This window comes from Xanthomonas phaseoli pv. dieffenbachiae (assembly GCF_008639345.1).
Classification (GTDB): domain Bacteria; phylum Pseudomonadota; class Gammaproteobacteria; order Xanthomonadales; family Xanthomonadaceae; genus Xanthomonas; species Xanthomonas phaseoli.
Genome location: NZ_CP041380.1, coordinates 2,446,694 through 2,470,816 on the forward strand (window position 1 = coordinate 2,446,694; position 24,123 = coordinate 2,470,816).

Here is a 24,123-nt window from a genome sequence, read left to right on the forward strand (position 1 = left end):
GCGTTCCTGAAGCCGCACCGGTCTCGGGCATCCGGCGAATTGATGGGGCCAGGATCGTGATCTTTCGCTGGTTGATCAACGCACGTAGAGTGGATGGATCATTTCTTTTCAGTTGATGATCCTGGACACAATGACCAGTCTGCGGGTGTTCTGCACAGTCGCCGAGCTGCGCAGCTTCACCGCCGCCGCAAGGCGCCTGAACCTGTCGCCAGCGATGGTCAGCAGGCACGTGGCGCATGTCGAAAGCCGCGTCGGCAGCCGCTTGCTCAATCGCACCAGCCGACACGTGAGCCTGACCGAAGCCGGTGCGCTCTACGTCGCCCAGGCCAGGCAGCTGATCGAAGGACTGGACGAGGTGGAGGCGGCGATCGGCAATGTCACGCAAACGCCGCGAGGCACCTTGCGGCTCAGCGCGCCGGTGTGGGTCGCCACCCCCTGCTTCTCGAGCCTGCTGGCAGACTACAACCGACGCTACCCGGACGTGTGCCTGGACATGGATCTGAGCGGGCGTCGGGTCAATCTCGTGGACGAGGGCTTCGACCTCGCGCTGCGTGCGACAGACACCAGCCGGCTCGACCCGGGCCTGGTCGCGCGGCCGCTCATGCAGATGAAGTTTCGCCTGATGGCATCACCGGCCTACCTCAATCGCGCAGGCCACCCGCGCACGTTGGCCGATCTCAACGGTCATGCGTTGCTGCGCTACAGCGGCATCGCCGGTAACGAGAGCATCGTGCTGGGCGATGCAGACGATCGGCAGACGGTGAACTTCCATACCGTGCTGCGAAGCGAGAACGAAACGCTGCTGCATCTGGCCGCGCTCGAAGGCATGGGCCTGGTGTTGCTGCCGACCTGGATGGTCCAACGCGACATCGATGCAGAACGGCTGACCATCGTGCTGCCCGATGCGTTCACGCTCAACTCGACGCTGCACGCGGTCTACCCCAGCCGGAAGTTCCTCTCGGCCAAGGTTCGGAGCTTCGTCGACTTCATTGCCTCCAGGGAACCGGTCGCATAGGTCGATCCAGGCAAGCCCCTCCTCCAGCTGTCAACCGGACGTGCGCTCGTTGCGGATGACCAAGCGACCTGGCGATGGTCTTCTTGGCTTCGATGCGCGTTTGGCCGGCCATCGCCAGCACAACCCGACAGACCCATCGGTGGCCATCGGCCCGGTCGGCATGTGTCGACAAGAGCGGCCCAGAGGTTCCAGCAGTTCACCGCGTTGCTTGATGCCCCACAAGACGCCAATCCGAGCCTTGAGCGCCTGATGGCAATAACGGCTCCGTGGAGTACGAGCAAGGCGTGGGGATGCAGCTTTCAGCACCCAAGCCACTGACCGCGCCGCATGTGCTCGATGGGTTCAACTGCGGCGAGCCATCACTGGACGATTGGCTGAAACGGCGTGCACTGGCCAACCGTCTCAACGGGGCCAGCCGGACCTTCGTCGTGGTTGATGCCAATCAATATGTGTTCGGGTATCACGCTCTTGAAACGGGTGCCGTCGCATACCGGCAAGCCGCCAGTGCCGTCCGGCGCAACATGCCTGATCCGGTACCGGTCATGGTGCTCGCAAGGCTCGCGGAGGATGCTCGCGCTCAACGCATCAAATTGGGCGCAGCCTTGCTTCAGGATGCAGTGACACGCGTGCGGTCCGTCGCGGAAAACGCGGGTGTCCGAGCATTGCTCGTACATGCATCGTACGAGCGTGCGAAGCAGTTCTACGAGCACGATGGCTTTCGCTCATCGCCAATACACCGAATGGCTTGATGCTACCGCTGCAACGACATCCGCAACAATGGCCTGAACAATCGGGGCGAAAACCGGCTTCGCCACTGTGTGGGACAGGCACAACGTCAAATCACTCCCACTCTATTGTCGTTTGCAAGAAAAAGCCATTCAAAATCAACATTTTAAAAATCCACTCACCCTCGATGCCATAAAAAATACCATTAGACGCAAAGAGAGGGAACGGGCTCGTCAGACCTAGTAATGCTGGCCAACCTGCCGGCGCTCAATCTCCCCCTTCGATAGCACGCTGGGCCAAGTTGCTAGCTCGTCGTCGGTGAGGCTCGCTAAGATTTCGGGGAGGCGCTTTGTACTGGCGTGGCCCGGTGGCTCGAACATGTGTCCGGCCGCGATCAGTTCGGCCTCGACTTCCTTGGTGATGAAAAACGGCTCGGCCTGGTCTTTCTGATGTGACGTTGTCATCCTGCTTCCTCCTGCCGTTCATCCTGGCCTACTGCTAGGGCTATTTATGCAGTACGCATGCCCCATGCTTTCACCAGCTTCGCAGCATTGGGATCGTAGATGTACTCGGTGATGCTGCCATCCTTGATGCGATGTACTCTCCTGACGGCCGCGATGAAGCCCTCGTGCGCTCAGCGATTTCGGTGCTTGTGGCCTGCCTGCCACGAGCTGCACGAATACTGCTATCGGGTTTAGATCAGGCCTTTGGCAATCAACCGCCTGTAGTGTTCTCCAAGCACTGTGAGCTTGCAGGTTTTGCTCCCCATGGCCGCGTGGTACATGTGCGGCGCGTCGACCGGAACCACCAGGTTGACCCGGTTGAATCTCTGCAGGATGGCAAAGACAACTGTCTTCGCAGGCTCCGGAGCGGGGCTCTCAGGCTCAAACCCAGGATCGAGCTGGAACTCAAAGCCTGCTGCGGGAAAAAACTCCGTGATCCGCTGCAGGTCGGTCAACTGGATGGGCGGGGAAACCTTCCGCAGCGAAACAAAGCTTTTGACATTCGTCTTGAACACCGGGCGCTGATCCCACGGACCAAGCGACTGGTCAATATGGGCATACACGCCCCCCGGCGTCACGTCGCCGACTAGGTTGCCAGCGGCCCCGTTGAGGGCGTCGATCAACAGGGTGGTGAACACGCCTGCTCCATTTTCTTCGGTCGCATACTGCTGAGCCGTGGAGGCGGTCAGGATCGTGAGGCCCTCGCTTAGCTCGGCGCTCTTCGTCTCGTCAGCCGCACTGGTGCCAGTGACGCCAGAGTGGCAGCTGTCCAGAACGATGATCTTGTTCTTGGCCTTCGACTTGTTGGCCAGCACGACAACTTCGTGCAGCGACAAACCATCGTCTCCGGTGGCGCAGTCGCTACCGCAGAGATAGCCGCCAGTTGCTTCGATGTGACCATGCCCCGCGAAGAAAAACAGAGCAATCTCGTTATCGTCGGTGTTGAACAGTTCGCGCAGCGCTTCCTTGATTTCAGCGCGGCTCAGCGTGTCGCCCGGTCCCGTAGCCGTCATCAGCTTGACCGCGAAATTCACGCTGCCATCCATGTGACGGTCAAGCACTGCCTTAACAGCGTGGGCGTCGTTCACGCATCCGTGCAGGCCGCCGATCTTTTCGTAGTGGTCAACGCCCACCACCAGGGCTTTACGCGTACCGGCCATTACAGGCTATCGATGAAGGCGGCAATGCCGTCCCACGTCCAGGCCTGAGTGTTGACGCCGGCCAGCTGGGTACGGTCTTCCTTGTAAATCCAGATGCCCATGACCGGCACCCCTTCCTCTTTGGCGCACTGAATTTCCCACTTCTGGCCAGTCGACGCGGGGGAGTTCTTGCTCACCAGGGCGATGACGCCGTGAGAACGACGGATGCGCGTGCGAACTTTGTCCTTCCAATTGGTCTCGTAGGCCTCCTTGACCGACATGTCGATGTACTCGAAAGGCGATCGTGTGTGCAGCGACTGCCCCTTAAGGAAATCGCGCTGGCGTTCGTCCTCGATAGCGAAAGCGACGAATACAACTTTCTTTTCAGCCATGGTTTCTCCTCCGTGGGCCGTTTTTAATAGTTACCTGGCAGCTTCGGCCGCGATGTGGCCGGCAAAGGCCACCACAAGGGATTTTAGGCTGGTCAGTTCAGACATGTCCGCGTATGTACCGGTGGTCGAAGCATCACGCGGAGAAACAAGCGTACAGGCAGCTGTGTAGAGGTTCTCCAGCACAAGCCGCCGGCAGAGCAGGTCGTAGCGCTGCAGGTAAGAGGCATTCCGAAACTCAGGAAAGATTGGGAAGTGCTGCGAGGCGTCGCGCGTGCCAGGGCGTCTCGAAGCTGGTGCATCCTCAACCATGACTAGCCATGCCGTGAATGGGCGAGCCTGGTCGCCAAAGGCCCCTTCCCGAAACGCTGTCCAGAAATCGTGCGCTGTACCGATCGCCTCCTCGGCGCGGTTGTTGGCGTTGTTGCCGAACGAAGGGCCGACATGGCTTTTCATCTCAATCGCAGCGATGAGGCGACCGTCGAGGATTACAAGCACGTCCCACAGCTTGGCCGGCCGGAAGTAGCCAGGGAGCGTCAGGGCGCGTCGGTGCTGATGCACTTCCGCATGGCCGAGGCCATTGGCCGCGACAAGATCGACGAGCAGCGCAACAAAGCCGTCCATCGTGTTGCCTGCCGTGACAGCCCCCCGCTCCCCCTGGTCGGTCTTGCCTGCTTCAATTTTTGCCTGCAGAGCCTTCTGGCGATTGCCCCAGAACGCCATGGTGGCGTCACGCGCCTTTTGTTCGTAATTCGCTAGATCAAGCGCCATTCTTAATCACCGTTTCCCCCAAGATAGCCCTCTCTTCGGGCGACAGTCCGTAGAGCTCGAACGCTGCCCGATTGCACGCCACGAGGTCTTGTTTTTTTGCTGCCGCGATCAGCTGCTGGCGAAGCTTCTTCGGCACGTCGGCCCACTGAGGTACTCGAATCCGACGAAGGTACTGCGCTTGAAAACGAAGAAACCCGCCGCGCATACGCGTTGAATAGGTCGCGACGAACAGCCTGGCCACGCCCGACATCAGAACAGCCTGAAGGGCACGCAGATCCCAAGCGTCGGCCGTGATGAAGTAAAGATTGTGGTGCGGATATAGCTGACCGTCTTCGTAGACGATGTGCGCCTGCCCCTTGATGTCAGGAACGAGCAGCTTCGGCCTCTTGGCCAGTGCCGGCGTGATGCGGTCAATCGTGCGATACCAGTTGGCAGGAGCCTTCTGCGCGCAGTGCCGGCCGGCAATTTTAGGCTTGCGGGCCTCGAGGTAGCGCTTAAGGCGCGGATAGTCCGCTAGGTCGACTAGGCCGGGTCCGTCGGCGAATGGGTTGACCACGCCGAAGCCACGCCACTCGACTTCACCCGAAGTGATGTCACGCGTCATCACAAGGGGCAGCTTGCGGTCTTCCTCAACATCGAGCTCGTCAAACTTCCCAATAAAAGCCTGATCAGCTCCCGTCGCCACGCCGATGCCGACTCCGCATCCAGCCATTTCAAGGGTCGGGAACCGCTCTTCGAGGCGTCGCACCAGCTCCAGTTGATCAGCGGATTCGAGAATCCAGGGTTCGGCCCCGGAGGTCACGCCAGGGAGCTCGCGCACCGGTCCTGGTTCCTTCGGCAGCGTTTGATCGAGCAGTTGCGCTGCCAGGTTCGTGAGCACAGCGCTGTCGATCGCCGGTCGATGGGCCAAGCGCGTGACGTTGCCCTTCTCGCGGGAAATGATCGTAATTGCCGGGTAGGCCATCACCTCGGCGTGAAACGCTGGGGTGTTGGTCATGTCTACATGGATCTTCAGGTGGAAGCCGTCGGCGACGAGAGCCCGCAGAGGGCCGCCATAGCGGTTCTTCATCCACCTATCGGCACAGATAAAACCCAAGGCTCCGCCCTTCACCAGGCTGCGCAGCGATCGTTCAATGAACGGGATGTAGAGATCCGACCGGTCGTACATGGTGGAGTAGCGGCTTCGGTATTCGGCGAGCAGCACGCCGGGGATCAGCTCCTGTCGGACGTAGGGCGGATTGCCGACCACAACGTCAAAAGTCTCAGGCAGGTCTGCAAGCAGGAAATCGCCGTGCTGCAGCCAGCGATCGGCAAGACTTGCGGCGGTCCGAACTGGAATGCCGGCCCCTACAAGGCGGGCGATCACAGCGGCTGAGGTCCGGGTGAAGGTGTCGCGATGCAGCTCGACAGCGCGGATGCAGTCTCTGAGAGCTTCGAGAGGACGAGAGGTCTGGTCGGTTGCCTTCCAAGCGGCAAGCAGGCGCTCGATCGCGGGAAAGAGGAAATCGCCATCGCCAAAAGATGGTTCCAGCAAACGCCGTTTGTGCAGCGGCTGGTCAGCGGTATAGCCCACCAGGTCGAGGATGAAATCGACAACCTCGCGACGCGTGAAGATGGCACCGCGCTCTTCAACGCCGCCAGCGCTGGCAAGCTCCTCAACGGCAGCGGACACGGGACACATGTCGGGAAACGAAGACTGGCGGGTCAACGCCTTGAGTGCGGTCATGTCAGAACAATTTGGGCTGGTTGTGGCGAGGCGGCTTGTCGGTCAGAGAATGGACTACAAGCTTAGAGCGACGGCGGCGTGCAGCGGCAAGGTCATGCTCGGTCTGTCGGTGCAGCCAGGCCTCTGCGCCCCCACCAAAAACCATGTCCAGGCGAAGCGCCATTTCGGGCGAGATGCCTGCCCTGCCGCTTAACAAATTCGATAGAGCTTGTCGGCTGACGCCCAGCACGTAGGCCGCGTCGGTGACGTTCAGGTTATGCCGTTCAAGGCAGTCGCGCCGGACGAACACGCCAGGATGAATCAAGAGTTTAGCCACGCCGTACCGTAGGACAATGTCAACCAACACTTTACACCCCTTAATTGCATTCCTCAATCATGAGAGATTTGGGCATTAACAGATCAAGAGGCTTTCCGTTCTCGGGCGATCATGGACAGAAGCTGGCGACCGTCGACCAGGTGCAGCGGTTTGCCGACCTCGAAAGCCTGGGCCGCTGTGGTGAAAGAGACGACCGTCACGACGAAAGCCCCTGGGCCTTCTCGTGGACGGATACGCTGACCATCTCACGCACAACCGGCGCGCCGACGCGGCCGGCGCGGTAGTGCTTGCACTGAACGACGAAGCGGCGGCACAGGCCGTGCCATTAATGCTGACGAGGTGCGCGCCCGACTGGCTGACGTCGCTTACGCTATCGAACTGAATCGAACTGACCCGCCGCGTCGATGCGGGCCTACAGCCCGTCATACCTTTTGACCCGGCCGATGACTTGCCAACCGCTGAAGCCGTGGCCACATTTCTGGCCGACGCCGATGCCACCTGGCCGCCGATCGTTTGGTTCATGCGCTACTGGAGGCCCTCTGCGAACTGCTCGGCCTCTCCCTTGAGCATGGCACCTGCGCCCTTCGCCAGCTCGCCGGCGGTGCCCGCTGCCAATGCTGCGACACGAGTCAAACCACCGGGGCCGGTGCTGCCTGGTGCGGCCTGCTGCCCCTGTCTTGCTCCGTCGGTGGACTTGGGTTCGCTCTTGCCGGCCTTGTCTGCACCGTTGCTGGTGCTGGCCATCGAGCTGCTGCTTTTGTCGCCGGCGCGGGCGTTGTCGTCACCCTTCGCGCTGGCTAAGCTGCTGCCGGGCCACGTGCTACTACCATCTGACGACAAGCCGCCAAAGCCTGCCGCCTGCGCGAACGGCGATGCCCCTACGGTGAATTCGTACTCACGTCGACGGTGCGCGTACTCACTCTGTCCGCGGTGGGGAAAACGCTCCCTCGCTCGTCTCTTCACTCTAAACAGCGCACAACACGCTCCCCACCTACAGCACCAATTCCGGATCAGGCATGCAGCGTCGCAGTACGACCTACAACGACCGCAGTCCCGGGGCAGATAGGCCGGAACGGCGCACCGCCACCGAATCAGTTCCATCGCACCCAGGCCAGGCAGGCAAACGCCATCAAGCCGAGGCAGATCCAGCGCACGCGCCTGCGAGAGGTACAAAGCGCATGGATCCCCTGGGTCAGCAGAAGCAACACCAAGATGCCCACGGTCGCGATGCGTGCATCTCCGTTGCTCTCGAATGCGTCAGCGGAAGTTTGTGGATCGATGTCGTCCACCCACTGGTATTGACTGCCCGAGATGACATAGAGCAACAGCATCCCGGCAGCGTAGCTTCCCCAAGACAGGACGGCGCATGCGATCCAGGCTGCTTTTCTCAGACGGGACATCTCCAGGACTCACTCACACTCGAAGGACGCGCCGAGGATGGCCTCGTGCGCCGCGTCTTTCTTCGCTTCTCCCGTACACGCAGCCACTGCATCGCCGATACGCTTATAGACCTGGACGCTCCCGGCGGGACCGTATGCGCACACCAAGTACTTGCCGTAGGGATAGGGTCCTTCGAATCTCCAGATGGAGATCGATCTTCCCCGCGGTTGCGGCTCTCCCTCATTGCTCGGAATCAACTGGGCTATGTCCCGGGGATGCCCCGAATACACCCCCATGGAGAACAGCCGCAACGAACCGTAGCGCTCCAAATCGATCCCGGTTCCGGCCGGCAGGTCCGGGCTTTGCAGCACCGCGTCGGAAACACGCAGCGTATCGGGACATTGGAGCGCCTCCTTCGCCGCGAGGGGCGTGCAGATCCAAACCAGCGCGAGTGCCCACAGCGGCTTCATTGCAGATCCATCCATTCCTTGCTCCCTCCCAGTAGTTGCGGCCTTCGCATCACCAAGAATCCGCATCCGACGCCTCTTAGTGCTACGCATGAAGGCGGCACGGCGCCATACCGCAGCGCGCACAAACTGCCAGCGCTGGCGATAAACGTCAACGAGCCGAATCGACCACAGCGGAACCCGCCACCTTCCTTTCGCTGCGCGCGCTCTTCGGCACAACCACGAGTTCCTAGGTCGATTCCTCTTCGATAGAGGGAAGTCAGCGCATGGAATCCATTTGATGCCACGCCCCGGACCGGCCTTGATCAAACATTGAATAAGCACCGTACCGCCTTTCGGTCAGCGGTTTGAACGTATCCCCGCCACCCAGGCCAGTGCCCAGGCAGCCCCTTCACCATCCCTTCTGGAAGCGGTGTATCCCGCCGCGACCGGGTCCTGCCATTGAAGGAGCCACCCTGATGACACACTCCCTGCCGCGCCGCCGCTTCCAGTACCGAGCGCTGCGCACCATGCCCATCGCGGCCATCGTCATCGCCAGCGTATTCACCCCGCCCAACGCGGCAGCGCAAGCGCAGGCCACCGCACCCGCACCTCCCACGGCCCTGCCCACCGTGACCGTAACCGAGCACTCCGATCCAAGGCAGCGCAGCTCAACCGGGACCAAAACCGACACGCCTTTGATCGAGACCCCCCAGTCGATTTCCGTGATCCCTGCCGATCGCATGACAACGCAAGGCGTGACCAACGTGAAAGAAGCGCTCAGCTACTCCCCGGGCGTGATTCCCACGCGCTTCGGCGCCGATTCGCGCTATGACTGGATCTCGCTGCGCGGCTTCGACGCGTATGCGCCGGGCTTCTACCTGGACGGCATGCCGCTGCGCAACAACGGCAACTGGGGCATCTGGCCGATCGAGAGCTACGGCGCGGAGCGCATCGAACTGCTGCGCGGCCCGGCCTCGGTGCTCTACGGCCAGAGCGGCCCCGGCGGCCTCGTGAACGCGGTGAGCAAGCGCCCGACGGCCGAGCCCCTGCGCGAGGTGCAGGCACAGGTGGGCGACCACGGGCGCAAGCAGATCGCGGGCGATTTCTCCGGCCCGCTGCGCGAGGACGGCACCCTGCTCTACCGCCTCACCGCGCTCACGCGCGATGCCGAACTGCCGGCCGGCGGCATGAAGGACGACCGCACGTTCATCGCGCCCTCGCTCACCTGGAAGCCTTCGAGCGACACCAGCCTCACGCTGCTTTCGCAGTTCGGCCGCACCCGCGCGGGCGTGTTCTCGCGCACGCGCCCCGCCGTGGGCTCGCTCGTGCCGACGGCCATCGGCACGTTCATCCCGAGCGGGCTCTTCGCCAGCGACCCGACGCACAACCGGTTCGACCTCGACACCTCGATGGTCGGCACTCTGTTCGAGCACCGCATCAACGAGGCCTTCACCGTGCGCCAGAACGCGCGCTACAGCCACCTGGACGTGGACTACAGCGCCGTCCAGGGCCGCAACTTCATCACCGTGAACCCCGCCAACCCGCGCGACCCGGCCAACTTCACGACGCTGCGCCGCACCGTGTCGGGCAGCAACGAGCGCATCCGCGCGTTGAACCTCGACAACCAGCTGGAGACGCGCCTGCGCTCGGGTGACGTGCAGCAGACGGTGCTCGTGGGCCTGGACTACCAGCGCACGCGCATCGACCAGACCAGCTACAGCGGCGGCTCGGCCAGCTCGCTCAACATCTACAACCCCGTGTACGGCGGCGCGGTGCAGATCCCGGCCCCGTGGTACGACGGCGTCGCCACGCTGGCACAGACTGGCTTCTACGTGCAGGACCAGATCAAGTGGCGCGACCGCTGGCTGCTGACCCTGGGCGCGCGCTACGACCGCGCCAGCAGCGAGGTGGACAGCCGCCTGGACGGCAGCCACACCAAGATCTCCGAGAGCCGCGCCACCAAGCGCGCCGGCCTCACCTACCTGGCGCCGAACGGCTGGGCGCCGTACGTGAGCTATACCGAATCCTTCGTGCCCACGGCCACGCGCAATCCCGCCACGGGCCAGCCGTTCAAGCCCGAGACCGGCCGCCAATACGAAGCCGGCGTGCGCTACCAGCCCGAAGGCGGCAAGCAGAGCTACAGCGCGGCGATCTTCGATCTGCGCCGCAAGAACTACCTGACCGCCGACGACAACTTCGTGCCGCGCCAGACCGGCGAGGTCCAGGTGCGCGGGCTCGAACTGGAAGCCTCGGCCGAGGTGCTGCCCCGCCTGAACATCGTGGGCTCCTACACCTACACGCCCACGGCCGAGATCACGGCCAGCAGCACCGCGCGCGAGATCGGCAAGCCGCTCACGGCCGTGTCGCGCAATGCCGCAGCGCTCTGGGCCGACTACCGCTTCCCGAACCGCATCAAGGTGGGCCTGGGTGCCCGCTTCACGGGGTCGAACTACGGCGACCTGAACGCCGCGCCGGGCAAGGTCCCGTGCTTCACGGTGTTCGACGCGATGATCGGCTACGACATCGATCGCTGGACCTTCGCGCTGAACGTGCGCAACCTGACCGACAAGACCTACATCGGCAACTGCGACCAGTACGGCAACTGCTATTACGGCGACCAGCGCCGCGTGATCGCCACCGCAACCTATCGATGGTGAGACGCAGGTGCCGGCCGCGGCGCCGGCCGTAACCTGCAGGGTGCGAGCCCGGTGGATCGAGCATCCACCGGGCCGCCGAAAAATCATCACCCTGCCGCAATACGGTTCTGCTGCCGCGCCTATTGCCTCGCACTGATGGATCCTTCGACCACCATGATGGCGCGCTGGTCACGAATGACGGCCGAGGCTCGCATGACGCTCTACACGACCGACTACCTTGAGTACTACCTCACCCTCGTGGGCTGGATCGTCCAGAACGGCGTCTGGAACATCCTCGTCGCGAGCGGCGCGTTCGCCCTGCCCTTCGTCGCCATCGTCGTCCAGGAATGGCTGCGGGCGCGGGGAGAGGGAGCGGACGAAGGCAACAAGGGCGTGCTGTCGGCCGCCCGCATCGAGAACCGCGTGTGGGCCGCCGTCGTGGTGATCCTGTTCGCCGGCATCCCCTTCATCGATGTGGATCTCCAGACGATCCAGTTCGATGCGAGCCGCTCCAAGCAATGCAAGGTCGATGTGGCGACACCCCAGGACACGCGGTGGTCGCAAGCCTTCACCACGCTCAACAACCAGAGTGCGCGGGTGCCGGTGTGGTGGTTCTTCATGCATGCCATCTCCAAGGCCGTGACCGGCGCGGCCGTCGCGGCGATCCCCTGCGGAACGGACCTGCGGCAGATGCGCATGGACATCGACAGCACGCGCATCGACGACCCGGTGCTGGCCCAGGAGGTGGCCGACTTCACGCGCGACTGTTACGGGCCCGCACGGGCGAAGTTCTTCATGGGACGGCCCGAACTCTCGGAGGCCCAGATGGACGATGTGACCTGGATCGGGTCCAGCTATTTTCTGGGCACGGGTGGCTTCTACGACAGCTACCACTCCCAGACACCCCGCGCGTCATGGCCTTACGACACGACCCGCGATGCAGGGCTGGCACAAGTGCAGAACGGCGGCGGCTACCCTACCTGCAGCCAATGGTGGAGCGATGGCGAGCGGGGTTTGCGCAGCCGGCTGCTGGCCCAGGTGGACCCAGGCCTGCTTGCCCGCGTGGGACGCTGGGCAAGCTTCGTTTCGCGGCAGCAGGCCGACGACTCGATCATTCGCGCCATCGCCGCGCCGCGCCAGCAGACGATGAATCAGGGACAGGCCTATGCCGACTATGGTGGCCAGGTGGACATGACCCTGCCCAACATCGTCACGCGAGGCGCGGCCGATGTGGGTCTCGCCGCTGGCTCCGTCGGGTTCTTCCCGGCCATGGACGTCGTCCGACAGGCCCTGCCGATGGTGCTGTCGTTCCTCAAGATGGCCATGGTGATCTGCGTGCCGCTCGTGCTTTTGTTCGGCACCTACGACCTCAAGGCCGTGGTGACGATGAGTTGCGTGCAGTTCGCACTCTTCTTCGTGGACTTCTGGTTTCAACTCGCCCGTTGGATCGACAGCACGATCCTGGACGCGCTTTACGGGTGGAATTCACCGCACAGCAACTTCAATCCATTGCTGGGACTCAACAACGCGTTTGGCGACATGCTGCTGAACTTCGTGATGGCGAGCATGTTTCTTGTGCTACCAACTTTCTGGGTCAGCGCGCTCGCGTGGGCAGGTGTACGCGCGGGAGCTTTCGTACAAGGACTCACCAGCAGCGTAGGCGACGCCAAAGCGGCTGGCAGCAAGGGCGGCGGGATAGCATTGAAGGCTCTGAAGTAGCCCGCTACTCCAACTCGTTCGGATCGTAGGGATCGATCCGAACGCCATCTTTGTCGTAAAGACCAAACCCCAGAAGACCGTTGCGCCATTGAGGCGGCTCATCCTCTTCCTCCAGCGCATCAGCAGCATTGGCAGCGAGCCAAAAGCCCAGAGCCAGAATCAAAACCGCGGCGGCAAGCCAGAACGCTGCGTAGAGCAGAACGCTGACCACCAGTAGCAGGACACAGGCACCCACGCCTCTTGCCAAACCGGCAGGCGCCCCTGCAGCAATCAGCCTTTCCGTGAACTGCCTATTCCGAAAGGTCAGCCAGCGCCATGCTCGTCCAGCCGCCCGCCCCGCCCTGCGGCTTAGTGTTGTTTTCGCCTGAGAAGGCGGCATATGGTGCCCTCCTGAAGTTCCTCGAAATCAGACGTTGAACGGGTTCCGGATCGACAGGCTTTCCTCGATGATGAGGCCGTGGTGCATGTCTTCGGAGTAGAGGGTCTGGCATCCCTCGATGGTTGCCGCCGCCACGATGCAGGCGTCGTAGAACGAAAGCCGGTGCCGCTGCGCCAACTGGCGAGCGCGGTCATGCACGTCGATCGTCAGGGGGACAATCTTGCAGAACGACCGCACGAGTGCAAGGAACTGTCCAACCTCGTCCCACCCCATTCTGAGCTTGCGCACGCAGACGTGGGTCACTTCATTGAGCACCTGGACGCTGATGACGGGTCTGCGCTGCAACAAGGCCTCCGCGCCGTCCGCCTTTGCCGCATCCTCCGACAGCAGGTAAAGCACCACATTGCTGTCGAGGAACACTTTGCCCTTACCCGCGGCCATTGGCCTCGTCCCGGTTGAATTTGAAGTCTGCTGGCAACTTGCCGCGGAAGGCACGGAGCCGCTCCAGCATGGCCTCTGGTCCCGGCTTCTTGCGTACCGCGAACAAGCGCGGGTCGTCGACGACGATCTCGATGTCATCTCCTTCCCGCAGTTCCAGCGCCTCCACCAGACTCGACGGCAGACGCACCGCCAAGCTGTTACCCCACTTCGCGACTTGCATAGCAACACCTCAAGATATACAAAGCAATGTATATCCTACACCCCCTATGGTCTGGCGCAAGTCGATCCTGCCTGCGTTGAATGCAAAAGGGGCAGCTTCGCCCCCGGATGCAAAGGGGCTGATGCAAAGGGGAATGGAAGGGGCATCAAGGGGAAAGGCTCTACCCAAAAAGGCCAAAAGGCTGGGTTCCAGCGCAAGGTGAATGGATTGCCTGAGTGCGCCACAATCCCTCCAAACATGGCCGTAAGAGCAACCAAAGGGAGGAACCCGAAGTGCCACATCCCATCGCGCAATGGATGCAGATCGCACCCCACTACCACCGAGGCACGATCCTGCTGGGTAACGGTGCCAGCATGGCCGTATCTCCCAGCTTCGACTATGGCTCGCTGCTTGCTCACGCCCAGCGAGAAGGTCTGATCACAGAGGAGGTGGATCGCTTGTTCCGTTTTTTTGGGACACCGGACTTCGAGCTGATCCTTCGCCTGGTCTGGCAGGCATCCAACGTCAACAAGTCGCTGCGAATTCCCGACGATCGCACGCACCAGGCCTACGTGCGTGTCAGAGACTGCTTGATACAGGCCGTTCGCGATGTGCATCCCCAGTACGAAGCGGTAAGTGGCCTGCTGCCGAGCATGTACCAGTTCCTGAAAGGGTTCGACACGGTCATTTCATTGAACTACGACTTGCTGGTCTACTGGACGATGACCTATGGGCTCAACGTCCAAGACGGTCATCGCTTCAAGGATTGCTTCCTCGGAAACGGCACGCACGGTGCGTTCGATGATGCCTGGCAGAGACTCCGTGAGCTCTATCGAGAGCAGACCAACACACTGGTTTTCTATCCGCACGGAAACCTGGCGCTCTGCCGCAATAGGGTCGAGCAGGAGTTGAAGATCCACAGCGCCGGAGCAGGCTTGCTGGAGGCCATTCTCGATGCTTGGCGCAGCGAACGGTTCGTTCCGCTATTCGTCAGCGAGGGAACGATGCAGCAGAAAGTTTCGTCGATCCAGAACAGCTACTACCTCGCTACCGTGTACCGAGAGGTGCTGACATCGCGCCGATCCACGCTGACGCTATTCGGGTGGGGAATTGGAGAGCATGACCGGCATCTGCTGAAACGGATGCATGGGACTGGAATTCAGCGCGTGGCAGTGTCTGTCTTTGGCGGCAGCCAAGCCTACTGCAACTACGCATACCAGGTCATTCAGGATGATCTCGGCCCTGTTCAGGTCGATTTCTTCGATTGTGAAAGTCAGGGATGCTGGACGCACGCAACGCCCCCTCCCCCTCCAGCCCTTGGCACGACTTTCGACAGGTGGGGATCTGGTCAATTCGGGATGTTGCCTAACTAGGAACATCCCTCGATCAGGACCGGATGGCGTTCGCGACCGAGAGGCACGGTCGCGCTTTGCAACAAGCAACGCTCCACTACGCGTCTATGGCTTGCCCTGCTGCTCGTAGTCCGTCAGGTAATGCTCGGGATTGCTCTGCGCGGAAAGGTACTCGTCGTAACGCACCCACGTAGGGTTCGGGGATCCGGGAACATAGAGCTCACCGGCACTTCCACTCAGGATCAGCAGCACATAGGGCCGGCCGTTGAGCTGCACCGTGTAGCGGGTGTCCTTCTCCGTCGCGCTGGTGGTCGCCAACAGAATCTTTTTGTCGATCGCGCTGTCGGAGTCCGTGACCTGGATCAACGCCTGGTACTTCTCGCGCGGTCCGTACCGCAGCGTCCATGCCTTGACGCCATCCTTGGACGCATAGGTCTTCACCTGCGAAGCGATTTCTGCACGCGGTGTGTCCGCGTGTGCGGATGCGACGGCACCGCCGAACAGCGCGGTAAGAAGCACAGCCGTTGCCGGGATTTGACGCAGACGATAACGAAGTTTCATCGATCTCTTCCTTGGTGGTTGGGTCAGGAAACACATGGGCAGATTCAGAGAGGCAGGCTGCACAGGCCAGTTCGAACTCCAACCGCCCGCGCCTTGCACTCAGCCGCCCTGCCTGTATCAAGACGAATGAAGAGCCGACTTCCCCACCGCGTGCCGCGGGCGATGTGCCCAATTCGCCGCATCCCAACCGCTCTCACCGATGCAGCAATTCAGGAAACCACCGCCGTTCCACCAGAGGAGGATTCGCTTGGCAATCCGTTGCCGGCAATCCTGCTTCGCCCCGTCCTGCAACAGAGCGCCTCTGCGACGGGCGTCGAACGAGCGCGCCATTTCCCTACCCTCCATCGGTGCGCGAACGGTGCTGCCAAGCGCGGCCGTTTGGGCTAATCTGGCCGGATGTCCAGCGCCGTCGACGAATGGTTTGTCCAGCACATCCTCATCCATGAGACCGCCTTGGTCGCCTATTTGAGGCGATGCTGGCCCAACCCCGATGACGTTCACGATCTCCGCCAGGAGGTCTATGCGCGCGTCTACGAGTCGGCCAGCCGCCAGCTTCCCGACATCCCCCGAGCGTTCCTTTTCAGCACCGCCAATCACCTGGTCACCGATCGCATCCGGCGCAGCCGGGTGGTCTCCATCGAAGCAGTGGGTGATCCGGACGCCCTGCTCGTCTTAGTGGAGGAGTGCACCCCGGAACGCTGGATGGGAGGACGCCAGTTGCTCGCCCGCCTGACCCACGCCTTCGATCGGTTGCCGGACCGCTGCCGCGAAGTGGTGTGGCTGCGCCGTGTGCAGGAACTGTCGCAGAAGGAGGTCGCCGTGCATCTGGGTATCAGCGAAAAAACCGTCGAGAAGCACATGGCCAAGGGCATCCGCCTGCTGGCCGATTATTTCCACGGCTCCACGGCCCCTCCGCTTGCGGCACCCGCCACGGCACTCAAGTCGGCGCGCGATGGACAGCAGGCAGATTGAGCACGCCGCCGCGCAGTGGCTGGCGCGGCGCGAGAGCGAGGCGTGGGATGCGAGCGACCAGGTGCAACTCGACGCCTGGCTGGCGCAGTCCACGGCGCACCGCGTCGCCTTCCTGCGCCTGGAGGCGGCCTGGCGGGAGACCGGCCGCCTGAGCGCGATCGCCGCCGGCCTCCCGAAGGGCGGGCCACCCGCACGCGGGCGCTTCACCGGCCGCACCCTTGCCGCCGCAGCCCATGGCGAGTCGGCGCACGCTCAGGCCCTCCCCCATGCCGTCCAGCACCAACGCCGCTGGAAGCTTTCGCTCGCCGTCGCGCTGGCCGGTGGCATCTTCATTGCCGGCGCGCTGTTCCTTGACCACACCCCACCCGAACAACGGCAGCAGGCGCATGCCTACCAGAGCATGCCCGGTGCGCTGCGATCGCTGTCGCTGGCCGATGGCTCGCGCTCCACGCTGGGCAGCGACACGCGCATCAGCGTCGAGCTGGACCGCCATGAGCGTCACATCGCGCTGCAACGGGGCGAGGCGTTCTTCGAGGTCGCCAAAGACACACGCCGCCCATTCGTCGTGCAGGTCGGCGCGCGCCGCGTCGTGGCCGTGGGCACGCAGTTCTCCGTACGCCGCGATGCCGACGAACTGCGGGTGGTCGTCACCGAGGGCACGGTGCGCCTGGATGCCGACCCGAAGGATGGCAAGCCCCAGCCTCCGGTGCTCGTCGCCGCGGGCGGTATCGCCGTGGCCGGACCCCACGGCGTCCTGGTGCGCAGCAGCACCATCGCGGAGGCGGAGCAGCAGGTGGACTGGCGATCGGGCTACCTCAGCTTCACCGACGCACCGCTGCGCGATGCGGTGGCCGAGTTCAACCGGTTCAACACGCGGCCCCTGGTGCTGGCCGATGCACAGCTGGGAGAGCTGCGCATCGGCGGGCGTTTCAGCTGGCGCAATGCCGAGGGGTTCGCGCGCCTGCTGGAGCACAGCTATCCGATCCGCGCCGAATCCCGCGCCGGACAGGTCATCCTCCACGCCCGCTGACCGGCAGCGGGCGACAGCCGCGCGGTGCCCCGCACTCCCGGATGGGGGATGCGGCACATTCGTTCGTCTTTACTAGCGGGCGCAACGGAGCGCCGTGATCGTCTGAGAAGGACTGGATGCCGCTGCGTGCGTGCCCGCGATGGTTTGGCCTGATCTGCGGTGCGCTCGCCCTGCAGGCCGTCGCGGCGACCGCCACGATCGACATCCCGCCCGGCCCGCTGGGCACGGCGCTCGACGCCCTTTCCCGGCAAGCCGGATTGCAACTGCTCTACCAGCCGCAGCAGATCCAGGGCCTCTCCAGCCGCGGCGCCCACGGGGCATCGAGCGCCGATCAGGCGCTGGAGCAATTGCTTCAGGACACTGGTCTGGTGGCGCACCGCGATGTTTCCGGCGCGGTCCTGCTTCAGCCGGCACCCCCGAAGGCACCCGCTCGCGCGCAGCCACCGCAAGCGGCGAACAGCCTTCCGCCCGCACCGGTCGCGCTGGAACCCGTCCAGGTCACCGGCTCGCGCATCGCACGCGCGCAGGTCGAGGGATCGGCGCCACTGGCGGTCATCAGCGCCGAGCAGATCCGGGCCGGTGCCTTCGCCACCGTGCCGGACGTGCTGCGCGCCATGACGCAGAACATCGGCCAGACGCAGAGCGAGCAGTCGTTCGGCAGCGCGGATTACAGCCCCGGATCGCAGCAGGTGAATCTGCGGGGGCTGGGGCCGAACCACACGCTGGTGCTGGTCAACGGCCGACGCATCGCCGACTTTCCGATGCCCTTCCAGGGCCGCAGCAACTTCGCCGATGTCTCCAACCTGCCTCTGGGCCTGGTCGAACGCATCGAGATACTGACCGGCAGTGGATCGGCGGTCTACGGCTCCGATGCCATCGCCGGCGTCGTCAACATCCTCCTCAAGCAGCGGGCCGACGGCACCACGGTGGGCGCGCGCGTGGGGCAGACGGACCGGGGCGATGCGCAGTCGTCGGAGCTGGCGGTCTCCAGCGGCTATTCGCACGGCGCCTTCGATGGCGTGTTCGGCCTGCAGGCGGTCTCCCAACAACCGCTCTGGGCCTATGAGCGCAGCCGCCAGGATTCGACCCGCGACGCACCGGCCGAACGCGCAGCGGCGCCGCGCCGCACCTTCCTGCGCACCGACGCCAGCGGCACCTACCTGGATCCGGGCGAGGCGGCCTGCGCGCCGCTCGCGCAGCTCAATGGCGGCAGCACTGGATACAGCGCGCGCGCCGGGCAAGGCGCGCTCGATCCGGCGACCGGCCGGCGCGGCCCCGGCCACTACTGCGGCAGCTCCACGTCGATCGGCTACGGCACCGTGCTCAATCGCCGCCGGGGCGCCAACGCCCATGCCTCGATGCGCTATGCGTTCAGCGATTCCCTGCAATGGTTCGCCGACGTGCAGCTGGGCGTGCATGCGGTTGCTCTGCTTCGCGATGTTCCCGGTTGGTCCTACATGGCGGCGGACGGCAACGAACAAGGCGAGTTCTACAACCGCGCGACCGGGCAGGTCGAATACTGGAGCCGGCAGTTCACCCCCGAGGAAATGGGCGGACTGGGAAGCAACCTGATCGAAACGCGTCAGAAGACCCTGGGAATCACGACCGGCTTCAAAGGCGCGTTCGGCGAGGCATGGTCCTACGAAACGACCCTGAGCCATGCCCAATACCGTGCCCGCATCAGTTGGCCGCGCATCGTCGCCGCGCGCGCGAATGCGCTGCTCCTCGGCCAGCCGTCCGGCACGGATCCGGACTCGGGCTATACCGTGTTCGATGCCGATCCCGCACGCCTCTATACGCCCTTGCGCCGCGCCGAGTACGACGCGATCGCCGCCCGCACGGACTACGCGCCGCGCTCGCGGACCGACACCCTGTCGGCCACGCTGACCAACGCGCAGTGGTGGAGCCTGCCCGGCGGACAGGCGGCCCTGTCGATGACGGCCGAGGTCGGCGGACAGTCCTACGACCTGCACCCCGACCCACTGGCGACGCAGTATTACTACTACAGCTGGCGCGATGCCGATGGCAGCGGGGACCGCGACCGCTGGGCGATCGCCAGCGAGCTGCGCCTGCCCGTGGCCGAACGGGTGAACCTCGGCATGGCCGCGCGCTTCGACCAGTACCGCTACGCCGGGCGGCGCGCCGGACGCTTCACCTGGAACGCGGGGTGGGAATGGCGGCCGCGCGACAGCCTGCTGTTGCGGGGATCCTACGGGCCGGGCTTCCGCGCCCCGGACCTGCACTACCTCTTCGCTGGCGAAGGCAATGACGAAGCCACAGGCGTGGACTACTACCGCTGCGCCACGCAGGACGGCCAGGCGAGTATCGCGGCATGCCGCTTCAACGACGAGGCGGGTGTGCGCCGCCGTCGCGGCAACCGGGCTCTCCGGCCGGAAACGAGCACCGCCTGGACCGCCGGTGTGGTGTGGTCCCCGCTGCAAGGCCTGGACCTGTCGGCGGACTATTACGCGATCGACATGCACGACCAGGTGCAGGACCTGCGCGTGGACCGCGTCCTGCGCGATGAGGCGGACTGTCGGCTGGGACAGCGCGACGCGGATTCCAGCGCCTGCAGAGAGGCGATGGGCCGCGTCGAACGCAGGGCGGATGGCACGCTGTCCGCCGTCTCGGTGGCGCCGATCAACATCGCGCGCGAGACCACCAGCGGCGTGGACGCCGCCCTCCATTACGAGGCGCAGACACGCTGGGGAGCCTTCGACCTCCTCATCAACTACACCTGGGTGCATCGCCATCGCATTCAGCGCGACGAGGATGCGGCGCTCGAAAGCGCGTTCGCGGTCAACAGCGGCTACGACGCGCCCCGCACGAAAGCCAACGCCACACTCCGCTGGTCGCGCAATGCCTGGTCGGCCAGCCTCCAAGGCCAGCGCCTGGGCCGCCTGCCCAGCGCGGACTCCTATCTGGAAATCCATGCGCCGGACAGCGGGACCGGCCCGTGGATCGCGGCGACCTACCGCTTCAACGGCACGCTGCAGTATCGCGTGACCGACCGCGCGCAGCTGTCGCTGGCGGTGACGAATCTCTTCGACGCCATGCCGCCGGTGGACCGCAGCGCGACGATCTACCCGTACTACGACGCGTCGTGGTTCGACACGACCGGACGGCGGTTCGCCCTGCAGTACACGCAGAAGTTCGGTGGCTTGCCTGGGCACTAGCGGCCCGGCGCTCCAGTGCATCCCCCTGCCACGCCGCCCGCACCACACGCACCACCCGCACCACCTGCCCCGAAGGGGCGCCCGTTCACACCACCCCAAGGAAAGGAAATGAAAGCACCCCGTCCCACCTCCCTCACCGTGATCGCCTGGTTGTTGATCGTCTCCTGCGTCCTGACGGTCGTCTCTTTCGCGATGGCCCATGGCAATCCCGCGGCCGAGAACGTCATGCGACAGGGATTGCTGCCGCTGTGGGCGCAGTACGCGATCGGATATTTCGGGCTGGCGGTGCAGTTCGTCTGCGCCCTCGCCTTCCTCAAGGGACTGGCCTGGGGGCGCACGCTCTACATCGGCTGGGGCGCCATCGGACTGGTGATCGGATTCGCGACCGCCCCCATGAAGCTGGCCCTGATTCCCGGCGCCATTCTGTTCGGCGTCGTCGTGTTCTTCCTCCTGCGGCCCGCGGCCAGTGCCTTCTTTGGCAAGGGCGGCCACGGCGCGGGCCTCGGCCAAGCCTGAGACGGTGAGGCGATGAGGCGATGAGGCCGGCGCCCATGCGATGGGCGCGTTCTCTCGCGCAACCCACACGACGTCCCGAAAGGCTTAGCGCCCTCCTTCGCTTGCCACAGCACGGGCACCTATCGATGACACCGCCTCCCCCCCGATCCATCCACCGATCCATCCACCGATCCATCCACTCCACCCGCAGGACACGCAACGATGAATGACACAGCGCAGGACTATTCGCAGTACAGCCCCACGTGGCAGTTTCGGTTCGATTTCTACGACCGCTATGGTGAGCCCAAGTCCTCCACCTTCAAAACCGCCATGCGCTCCAGCGCGCTGTCGTTCGGCCAGAAGGTCAAGCTCAACATGAACTTCTATGCCTTCTTCTTCGGCTTCATCTACTTCTTCATCCTCGGGATGTGGCGCAAGGCGCTGGTGCTGATCGGCGCATCGTTCGTGATCGGCTTCATCTGCTCGTTCCTTCCGGATTACGCGCTGCGCTCATTCGGTCTGGCGTACTCCCTGCTGGTGGGCATGACCGCCAATTACGCCTACTACCTCCACAAGATCAAGGGCAGCACGAGCTGGAATCCGCTGGAAGGTGTGCGCTGGTAGGCCGCGCAGGGCTTCCTGGACCCACGCCCTATTGGATGGCGATGGCACACGTCGCACTAGGAGGCACCAGCGGCCACCGCCATCGCGGTGGCACTGGCTGCCCGATTCAGTACTGACGCTGCGCGCGCGTTGCGCGAACCTTCGGTGCCGCGCGCCGCCCATGCCCATGGATGCGGCGAGCCTGCGGGCCATACCGGACGATCCAACGACCGCCATCCCATGTTCCGGCCATTCCAGCTATTCCAGCGCGCGGGCAGGCAGGCGCCCACAGCCGACACGACGACCCGCTCCTCAGAGACGGGGGCGGGCCGTGGCTCCGCTCCGGGCTGGAGGACGCCGCTCTCGGCCTCCGAATTGTTGGCGCCCGCGCGCCGGCAACAGCTCATCGAGCACATCTGGCAGCGCACGTCGCTGTCGCGAGCGCAGTTCGAGGCCCTGTACCTCGCCCCGATCCGGCGCTACGCCGAACTGGTGCAATTGTTTCCGGCGTCCGAGAGCCACCACCACGCACACCCGGGCGGCATGCTCGACCACGGGCTGGAGATCGTCGCCTACGCTCTCAAGCTGCGGCAGTCGCACCTCTTGCCGGCGGGTGCGACACCCGAATCGCAGGCCGCGCAGGCGGAGGCCTGGACCGCGGGCGTGGCCTATGCGGCGCTCCTGCACGACATCGGCAAGATCGCCGTCGACATCGACGTGGAGCAGGAGGACGGCAGCACCTGGCGCGCATGGCATGGGGTGCTGCGGCAACCCTATCGCTTCCGCTACCGCTCCGGACGCGAGTACCGGCTGCACGGCGCCTCGGGCGGCCTGCTGTATGCGCGGGTGCTGGACACGGGGATCCTGGATTGGTTGAGCGGCTTCCCCGACCTGTGGACTCCCTTGCTCTTCGTGCTGGCGGGACAGCACGAACACGCGGGCGTGCTCGGTGAGCTGGTCGTCCAGGCGGACCAGGCCTCGGTGGCGCAGTCGCTGGGCGGCGACCCCGTCAAGGCCCTGGCCGCGCCGCGTCATGCGCTGCAGCGAAAACTGCTGGACGGCCTGCGCTACCTGCTGCGCGAACAGCTGCAGCTCAACCAGCCCCAGGCTTCGGACGGATGGCTGACCCAGGATGCGCTGTGGCTCGTGAGCAAGACGGTCTCGGACAAGCTCAGGGCACACCTGCTCGGCCAGGGCATGGACGGCATTCCGTCAAGCAATACGGCGGTGTTCGATGTGCTGCAGGACCATGGCATCGCCCTGCCCACACCGGACGGCAAGGCCATCTGGCGGGCCTGTGTGGCGAGCGAAAGCGGATGGTCGAACACCTTCACCTTTCTGCGCCTATCGCCCGCGTTGATCTGGGATGCAGGAGAGCGTCCCGCACCGTTCGCGGGAACCGTGCAGGTGCTGCAGGACGCGGAGTCGGCTCCGCCATCACCGGCCACCCCGCCCCCCGACAGCGTCGAGGGCACCCAGGCCGATGCCACGCCAACGCCGTCTGCGCGACAGGATGGTGTCGACGCGCTGCTCTCATTGCTGCAGCCGGATTGGCCCGCTCCCCCCTCGGAACACCACGCTGACACCGCGCCTGCGGAAGTACCTGCGCCGCGGAATCCGCCACGCGAAACCGTGCAGGAGGAGGCCGCGACCGCGACGCGTCCGCGCTCCGGCGCTCCGTCCGGGCAGGACTTCATCGCATGGCTCAGGCAGGGCCTGCAGCAGCGCCGCCTCATCCTCAACGACGCGAAGGCACTGGTGCACACGGTGGCCGGTACCGCTTATCTCGTGAGCCCGGGCGTGTTCCAGCGCTACGCGCAGGAGCACCCGGCGGTCAGGGCGCTGGCGAAAGGCGAAGACCTTGCCGAGTGGCAATGGGTGCAGCGGCAATTCGAGCGGCTGCGCCTGCACCGCAAGCAGGACAACGGACTGAACATCTGGACCTGCGAGGTGGCGGGTCCCCGAAAAACCCGCCGTCTCCATGGCTATCTGCTGCGCGACCCTCTCTCGGTGCTGTCGGAACCACCGGCCAACAATCCGTATTTGCGCCTGAAGGACGCCCCGCAGAGCGCGCAGGCGCCACCTGGCGGCGCCCGCGGGGATGCACCCGACGCCTCCGGCTCCTGAAGCCAGGAGGCGTCGGGTC

At 64.2% G+C, this 24,123-nt stretch carries 25 protein-coding genes; 11 read left to right on the top strand and 14 right to left on the bottom strand.

Annotated features, from left to right (window positions below; genetic code table 11):
- Positions 1-115: 115 nt before the first annotated feature.
- Positions 116-1,015: a LysR family transcriptional regulator gene (locus FLG15_RS11140; RefSeq protein WP_057678436.1), complete on the top strand. Its 900-nt coding sequence runs from the start codon at positions 116-118 to the stop codon at positions 1,013-1,015.
- Positions 1,016-1,305: 290 nt separating this feature from the next.
- Positions 1,306-1,764: a GNAT family N-acetyltransferase gene (locus tag FLG15_RS11150; RefSeq protein WP_244664188.1), complete on the top strand. Its 459-nt coding sequence runs from the start codon at positions 1,306-1,308 to the stop codon at positions 1,762-1,764.
- Between the two features lie 216 nt (positions 1,765-1,980).
- On the opposite strand, the gene FLG15_RS11155 is transcribed toward FLG15_RS11150, so the two are convergent.
- The 10 genes from FLG15_RS11155 to FLG15_RS11205 form a co-directional block, all read right to left on the bottom strand.
- Complete coding sequence (locus FLG15_RS11155; RefSeq protein ID WP_150146125.1) at positions 1,981-2,205, bottom strand: hypothetical protein; 225 nt, start codon at positions 2,203-2,205, stop codon at positions 1,981-1,983.
- Between the two features lie 230 nt (positions 2,206-2,435).
- Positions 2,436-3,404, bottom strand: coding sequence for a caspase family protein (locus FLG15_RS11160; RefSeq protein ID WP_150146128.1), 969 nt, complete (start codon positions 3,402-3,404; stop codon positions 2,436-2,438).
- Entirely contained in the window at positions 3,404-3,775 is a 372-nt protein-coding gene (locus FLG15_RS11165; RefSeq protein WP_150146131.1) for a TIR domain-containing protein, read from the bottom strand. Before FLG15_RS11165 ends, FLG15_RS11160 begins: the two co-directional genes overlap by 1 nt.
- A gap of 30 nt (positions 3,776-3,805) precedes the next feature.
- The gene (locus FLG15_RS11170; RefSeq protein ID WP_150146134.1) at positions 3,806-4,543 is read right to left on the bottom strand and encodes a PaeR7I family type II restriction endonuclease; all 738 of its coding nucleotides are present in this window, start codon (positions 4,541-4,543) and stop codon (positions 3,806-3,808) included.
- The gene (locus FLG15_RS11175) at positions 4,533-6,269 is read right to left on the bottom strand and encodes an Eco57I restriction-modification methylase domain-containing protein (protein WP_244665534.1); all 1,737 of its coding nucleotides are present in this window, start codon (positions 6,267-6,269) and stop codon (positions 4,533-4,535) included. The genes FLG15_RS11170 and FLG15_RS11175 overlap by 11 nt, the downstream gene beginning before the upstream one ends.
- 1 nt (position 6,270) lies before the next feature.
- A complete protein-coding gene (locus FLG15_RS11180) occupies positions 6,271-6,615 on the bottom strand; it encodes a HigA family addiction module antitoxin (protein ID WP_209228159.1) in 345 nt (114 codons plus the stop codon).
- 166 nt (positions 6,616-6,781) lie between these two features.
- Positions 6,782-6,901, bottom strand: a complete 120-nt coding sequence (locus FLG15_RS11185; protein ID WP_150147643.1) for a restriction endonuclease — start codon at positions 6,899-6,901, stop codon at positions 6,782-6,784.
- A 209-nt stretch (positions 6,902-7,110) separates the two neighbouring features.
- Positions 7,111-7,329, bottom strand: a complete 219-nt coding sequence (locus tag FLG15_RS23440) for a hypothetical protein (RefSeq protein ID WP_209228160.1) — start codon at positions 7,327-7,329, stop codon at positions 7,111-7,113.
- Positions 7,330-7,676: 347 nt separating this feature from the next.
- The gene (locus FLG15_RS11200; protein WP_150146137.1) at positions 7,677-7,985 is read right to left on the bottom strand and encodes a hypothetical protein; all 309 of its coding nucleotides are present in this window, start codon (positions 7,983-7,985) and stop codon (positions 7,677-7,679) included.
- Between the two features lie 9 nt (positions 7,986-7,994).
- Entirely contained in the window at positions 7,995-8,450 is a 456-nt protein-coding gene (locus FLG15_RS11205; protein WP_244666103.1) for an STY0301 family protein, read from the bottom strand.
- A gap of 440 nt (positions 8,451-8,890) precedes the next feature.
- Here FLG15_RS11205 and FLG15_RS11210 point away from each other — a divergent pair, with 440 nt between their 5' ends.
- Entirely contained in the window at positions 8,891-11,071 is a 2,181-nt protein-coding gene (locus FLG15_RS11210; protein ID WP_150146140.1) for a TonB-dependent siderophore receptor, read from the top strand.
- 192 nt (positions 11,072-11,263) lie between these two features.
- Complete coding sequence (locus FLG15_RS11215; RefSeq protein ID WP_150147649.1) at positions 11,264-12,769, top strand: conjugal transfer protein TraG N-terminal domain-containing protein; 1,506 nt, start codon at positions 11,264-11,266, stop codon at positions 12,767-12,769.
- A 4-nt stretch (positions 12,770-12,773) separates the two neighbouring features.
- On the opposite strand, the gene FLG15_RS11220 is transcribed toward FLG15_RS11215, so the two are convergent.
- Genes FLG15_RS11220 through FLG15_RS11230 form a run of 3 tightly spaced genes read right to left on the bottom strand, consistent with a single transcriptional unit; the run spans position 12,774 to position 13,809 of the window.
- Complete coding sequence (locus FLG15_RS11220; RefSeq protein ID WP_150146143.1) at positions 12,774-13,148, bottom strand: DUF3742 family protein; 375 nt, start codon at positions 13,146-13,148, stop codon at positions 12,774-12,776.
- 27 nt (positions 13,149-13,175) lie between these two features.
- Complete coding sequence (locus FLG15_RS11225; protein WP_150146146.1) at positions 13,176-13,589, bottom strand: PIN domain-containing protein; 414 nt, start codon at positions 13,587-13,589, stop codon at positions 13,176-13,178.
- Positions 13,576-13,809: an AbrB/MazE/SpoVT family DNA-binding domain-containing protein gene (locus tag FLG15_RS11230; protein WP_015463213.1), complete on the bottom strand. Its 234-nt coding sequence runs from the start codon at positions 13,807-13,809 to the stop codon at positions 13,576-13,578. The genes FLG15_RS11225 and FLG15_RS11230 overlap by 14 nt, the downstream gene beginning before the upstream one ends.
- Positions 13,810-14,081: 272 nt before the next feature.
- On the opposite strand from FLG15_RS11230, the gene FLG15_RS11235 reads away from it, so the two are divergent.
- The gene (locus FLG15_RS11235) at positions 14,082-15,161 is read left to right on the top strand and encodes a DUF4917 family protein (protein ID WP_150146148.1); all 1,080 of its coding nucleotides are present in this window, start codon (positions 14,082-14,084) and stop codon (positions 15,159-15,161) included.
- Positions 15,162-15,245: 84 nt separating this feature from the next.
- On the opposite strand, the gene FLG15_RS11240 is transcribed toward FLG15_RS11235, so the two are convergent.
- Positions 15,246-15,701, bottom strand: coding sequence for a hypothetical protein (locus FLG15_RS11240; protein WP_244665532.1), 456 nt, complete (start codon positions 15,699-15,701; stop codon positions 15,246-15,248).
- A 396-nt stretch (positions 15,702-16,097) separates the two neighbouring features.
- On the opposite strand from FLG15_RS11240, the gene FLG15_RS11245 reads away from it, so the two are divergent.
- From FLG15_RS11245 to mobH, 6 genes are all read left to right on the top strand, one after another.
- Entirely contained in the window at positions 16,098-16,673 is a 576-nt protein-coding gene (locus FLG15_RS11245; RefSeq protein ID WP_150146151.1) for an RNA polymerase sigma factor, read from the top strand.
- A complete protein-coding gene (locus FLG15_RS11250) occupies positions 16,654-17,703 on the top strand; it encodes a FecR family protein (protein WP_150146154.1) in 1,050 nt (349 codons plus the stop codon). The genes FLG15_RS11245 and FLG15_RS11250 overlap by 20 nt, the downstream gene beginning before the upstream one ends.
- 116 nt (positions 17,704-17,819) lie before the next feature.
- Positions 17,820-20,879 (top strand): TonB-dependent receptor, encoded by a 3,060-nt coding sequence (locus FLG15_RS11255; protein WP_150146157.1) that lies wholly within the window; start codon positions 17,820-17,822, stop codon positions 20,877-20,879.
- Positions 20,880-20,987: 108 nt separating this feature from the next.
- Complete coding sequence (locus tag FLG15_RS11260; protein ID WP_150146159.1) at positions 20,988-21,395, top strand: hypothetical protein; 408 nt, start codon at positions 20,988-20,990, stop codon at positions 21,393-21,395.
- Between the two features lie 201 nt (positions 21,396-21,596).
- Complete coding sequence (locus FLG15_RS11265) at positions 21,597-21,998, top strand: DUF2628 domain-containing protein (protein ID WP_057663896.1); 402 nt, start codon at positions 21,597-21,599, stop codon at positions 21,996-21,998.
- A 219-nt stretch (positions 21,999-22,217) separates the two neighbouring features.
- Entirely contained in the window at positions 22,218-24,104 is a 1,887-nt protein-coding gene (gene mobH / locus FLG15_RS11270) for a MobH family relaxase (RefSeq protein ID WP_150146162.1), read from the top strand.
- The last annotated feature ends 19 nt before the right edge of the window (positions 24,105-24,123 follow it).

Excerpts from the sequence above, each read along its gene's own strand:
- FLG15_RS23440 (WP_209228160.1), bottom strand. The coding sequence starts at position 7,329 with ATGGCCAGCACCAGCAACGGTGCAGACAAGGCCGGCAAGAGCGAACCC.
- FLG15_RS11250 (WP_150146154.1), top strand. The coding sequence starts at position 16,654 with ATGGACAGCAGGCAGATTGAGCACGCCGCCGCGCAGTGGCTGGCGCGG.
- FLG15_RS11225 (WP_150146146.1), bottom strand. The coding sequence starts at position 13,589 with ATGGCCGCGGGTAAGGGCAAAGTGTTCCTCGACAGCAATGTGGTGCTT.
- FLG15_RS11155 (WP_150146125.1), bottom strand. The coding sequence starts at position 2,205 with ATGACAACGTCACATCAGAAAGACCAGGCCGAGCCGTTTTTCATCACC.
- FLG15_RS11230 (WP_015463213.1), bottom strand. The coding sequence starts at position 13,809 with ATGCAAGTCGCGAAGTGGGGTAACAGCTTGGCGGTGCGTCTGCCGTCG.
- FLG15_RS11210 (WP_150146140.1), top strand. The coding sequence starts at position 8,891 with ATGACACACTCCCTGCCGCGCCGCCGCTTCCAGTACCGAGCGCTGCGC.
- FLG15_RS11265 (WP_057663896.1), top strand. The coding sequence starts at position 21,597 with ATGAATGACACAGCGCAGGACTATTCGCAGTACAGCCCCACGTGGCAG.
- FLG15_RS11165 (WP_150146131.1), bottom strand. The coding sequence starts at position 3,775 with ATGGCTGAAAAGAAAGTTGTATTCGTCGCTTTCGCTATCGAGGACGAA.
- FLG15_RS11200 (WP_150146137.1), bottom strand. The coding sequence starts at position 7,985 with ATGTCCCGTCTGAGAAAAGCAGCCTGGATCGCATGCGCCGTCCTGTCT.
- FLG15_RS11215 (WP_150147649.1), top strand. The coding sequence starts at position 11,264 with ATGACGCTCTACACGACCGACTACCTTGAGTACTACCTCACCCTCGTG.
- FLG15_RS11220 (WP_150146143.1), bottom strand. The coding sequence starts at position 13,148 with ATGCCGCCTTCTCAGGCGAAAACAACACTAAGCCGCAGGGCGGGGCGG.
- FLG15_RS11175 (WP_244665534.1), bottom strand. The coding sequence starts at position 6,269 with ATGACCGCACTCAAGGCGTTGACCCGCCAGTCTTCGTTTCCCGACATG.
- FLG15_RS11260 (WP_150146159.1), top strand. The coding sequence starts at position 20,988 with ATGAAAGCACCCCGTCCCACCTCCCTCACCGTGATCGCCTGGTTGTTG.
- FLG15_RS11205 (WP_244666103.1), bottom strand. The coding sequence starts at position 8,450 with ATGGATGGATCTGCAATGAAGCCGCTGTGGGCACTCGCGCTGGTTTGG.
- FLG15_RS11245 (WP_150146151.1), top strand. The coding sequence starts at position 16,098 with ATGTCCAGCGCCGTCGACGAATGGTTTGTCCAGCACATCCTCATCCAT.
- FLG15_RS11255 (WP_150146157.1), top strand. The coding sequence starts at position 17,820 with ATGCCGCTGCGTGCGTGCCCGCGATGGTTTGGCCTGATCTGCGGTGCG.
- FLG15_RS11150 (WP_244664188.1), top strand. The coding sequence starts at position 1,306 with ATGCAGCTTTCAGCACCCAAGCCACTGACCGCGCCGCATGTGCTCGAT.
- mobH (WP_150146162.1), top strand. The coding sequence starts at position 22,218 with ATGTTCCGGCCATTCCAGCTATTCCAGCGCGCGGGCAGGCAGGCGCCC.
- FLG15_RS11160 (WP_150146128.1), bottom strand. The coding sequence starts at position 3,404 with ATGGCCGGTACGCGTAAAGCCCTGGTGGTGGGCGTTGACCACTACGAA.
- FLG15_RS11170 (WP_150146134.1), bottom strand. The coding sequence starts at position 4,543 with ATGGCGCTTGATCTAGCGAATTACGAACAAAAGGCGCGTGACGCCACC.
- FLG15_RS11240 (WP_244665532.1), bottom strand. The coding sequence starts at position 15,701 with ATGAAACTTCGTTATCGTCTGCGTCAAATCCCGGCAACGGCTGTGCTT.
- FLG15_RS11140 (WP_057678436.1), top strand. The coding sequence starts at position 116 with ATGATCCTGGACACAATGACCAGTCTGCGGGTGTTCTGCACAGTCGCC.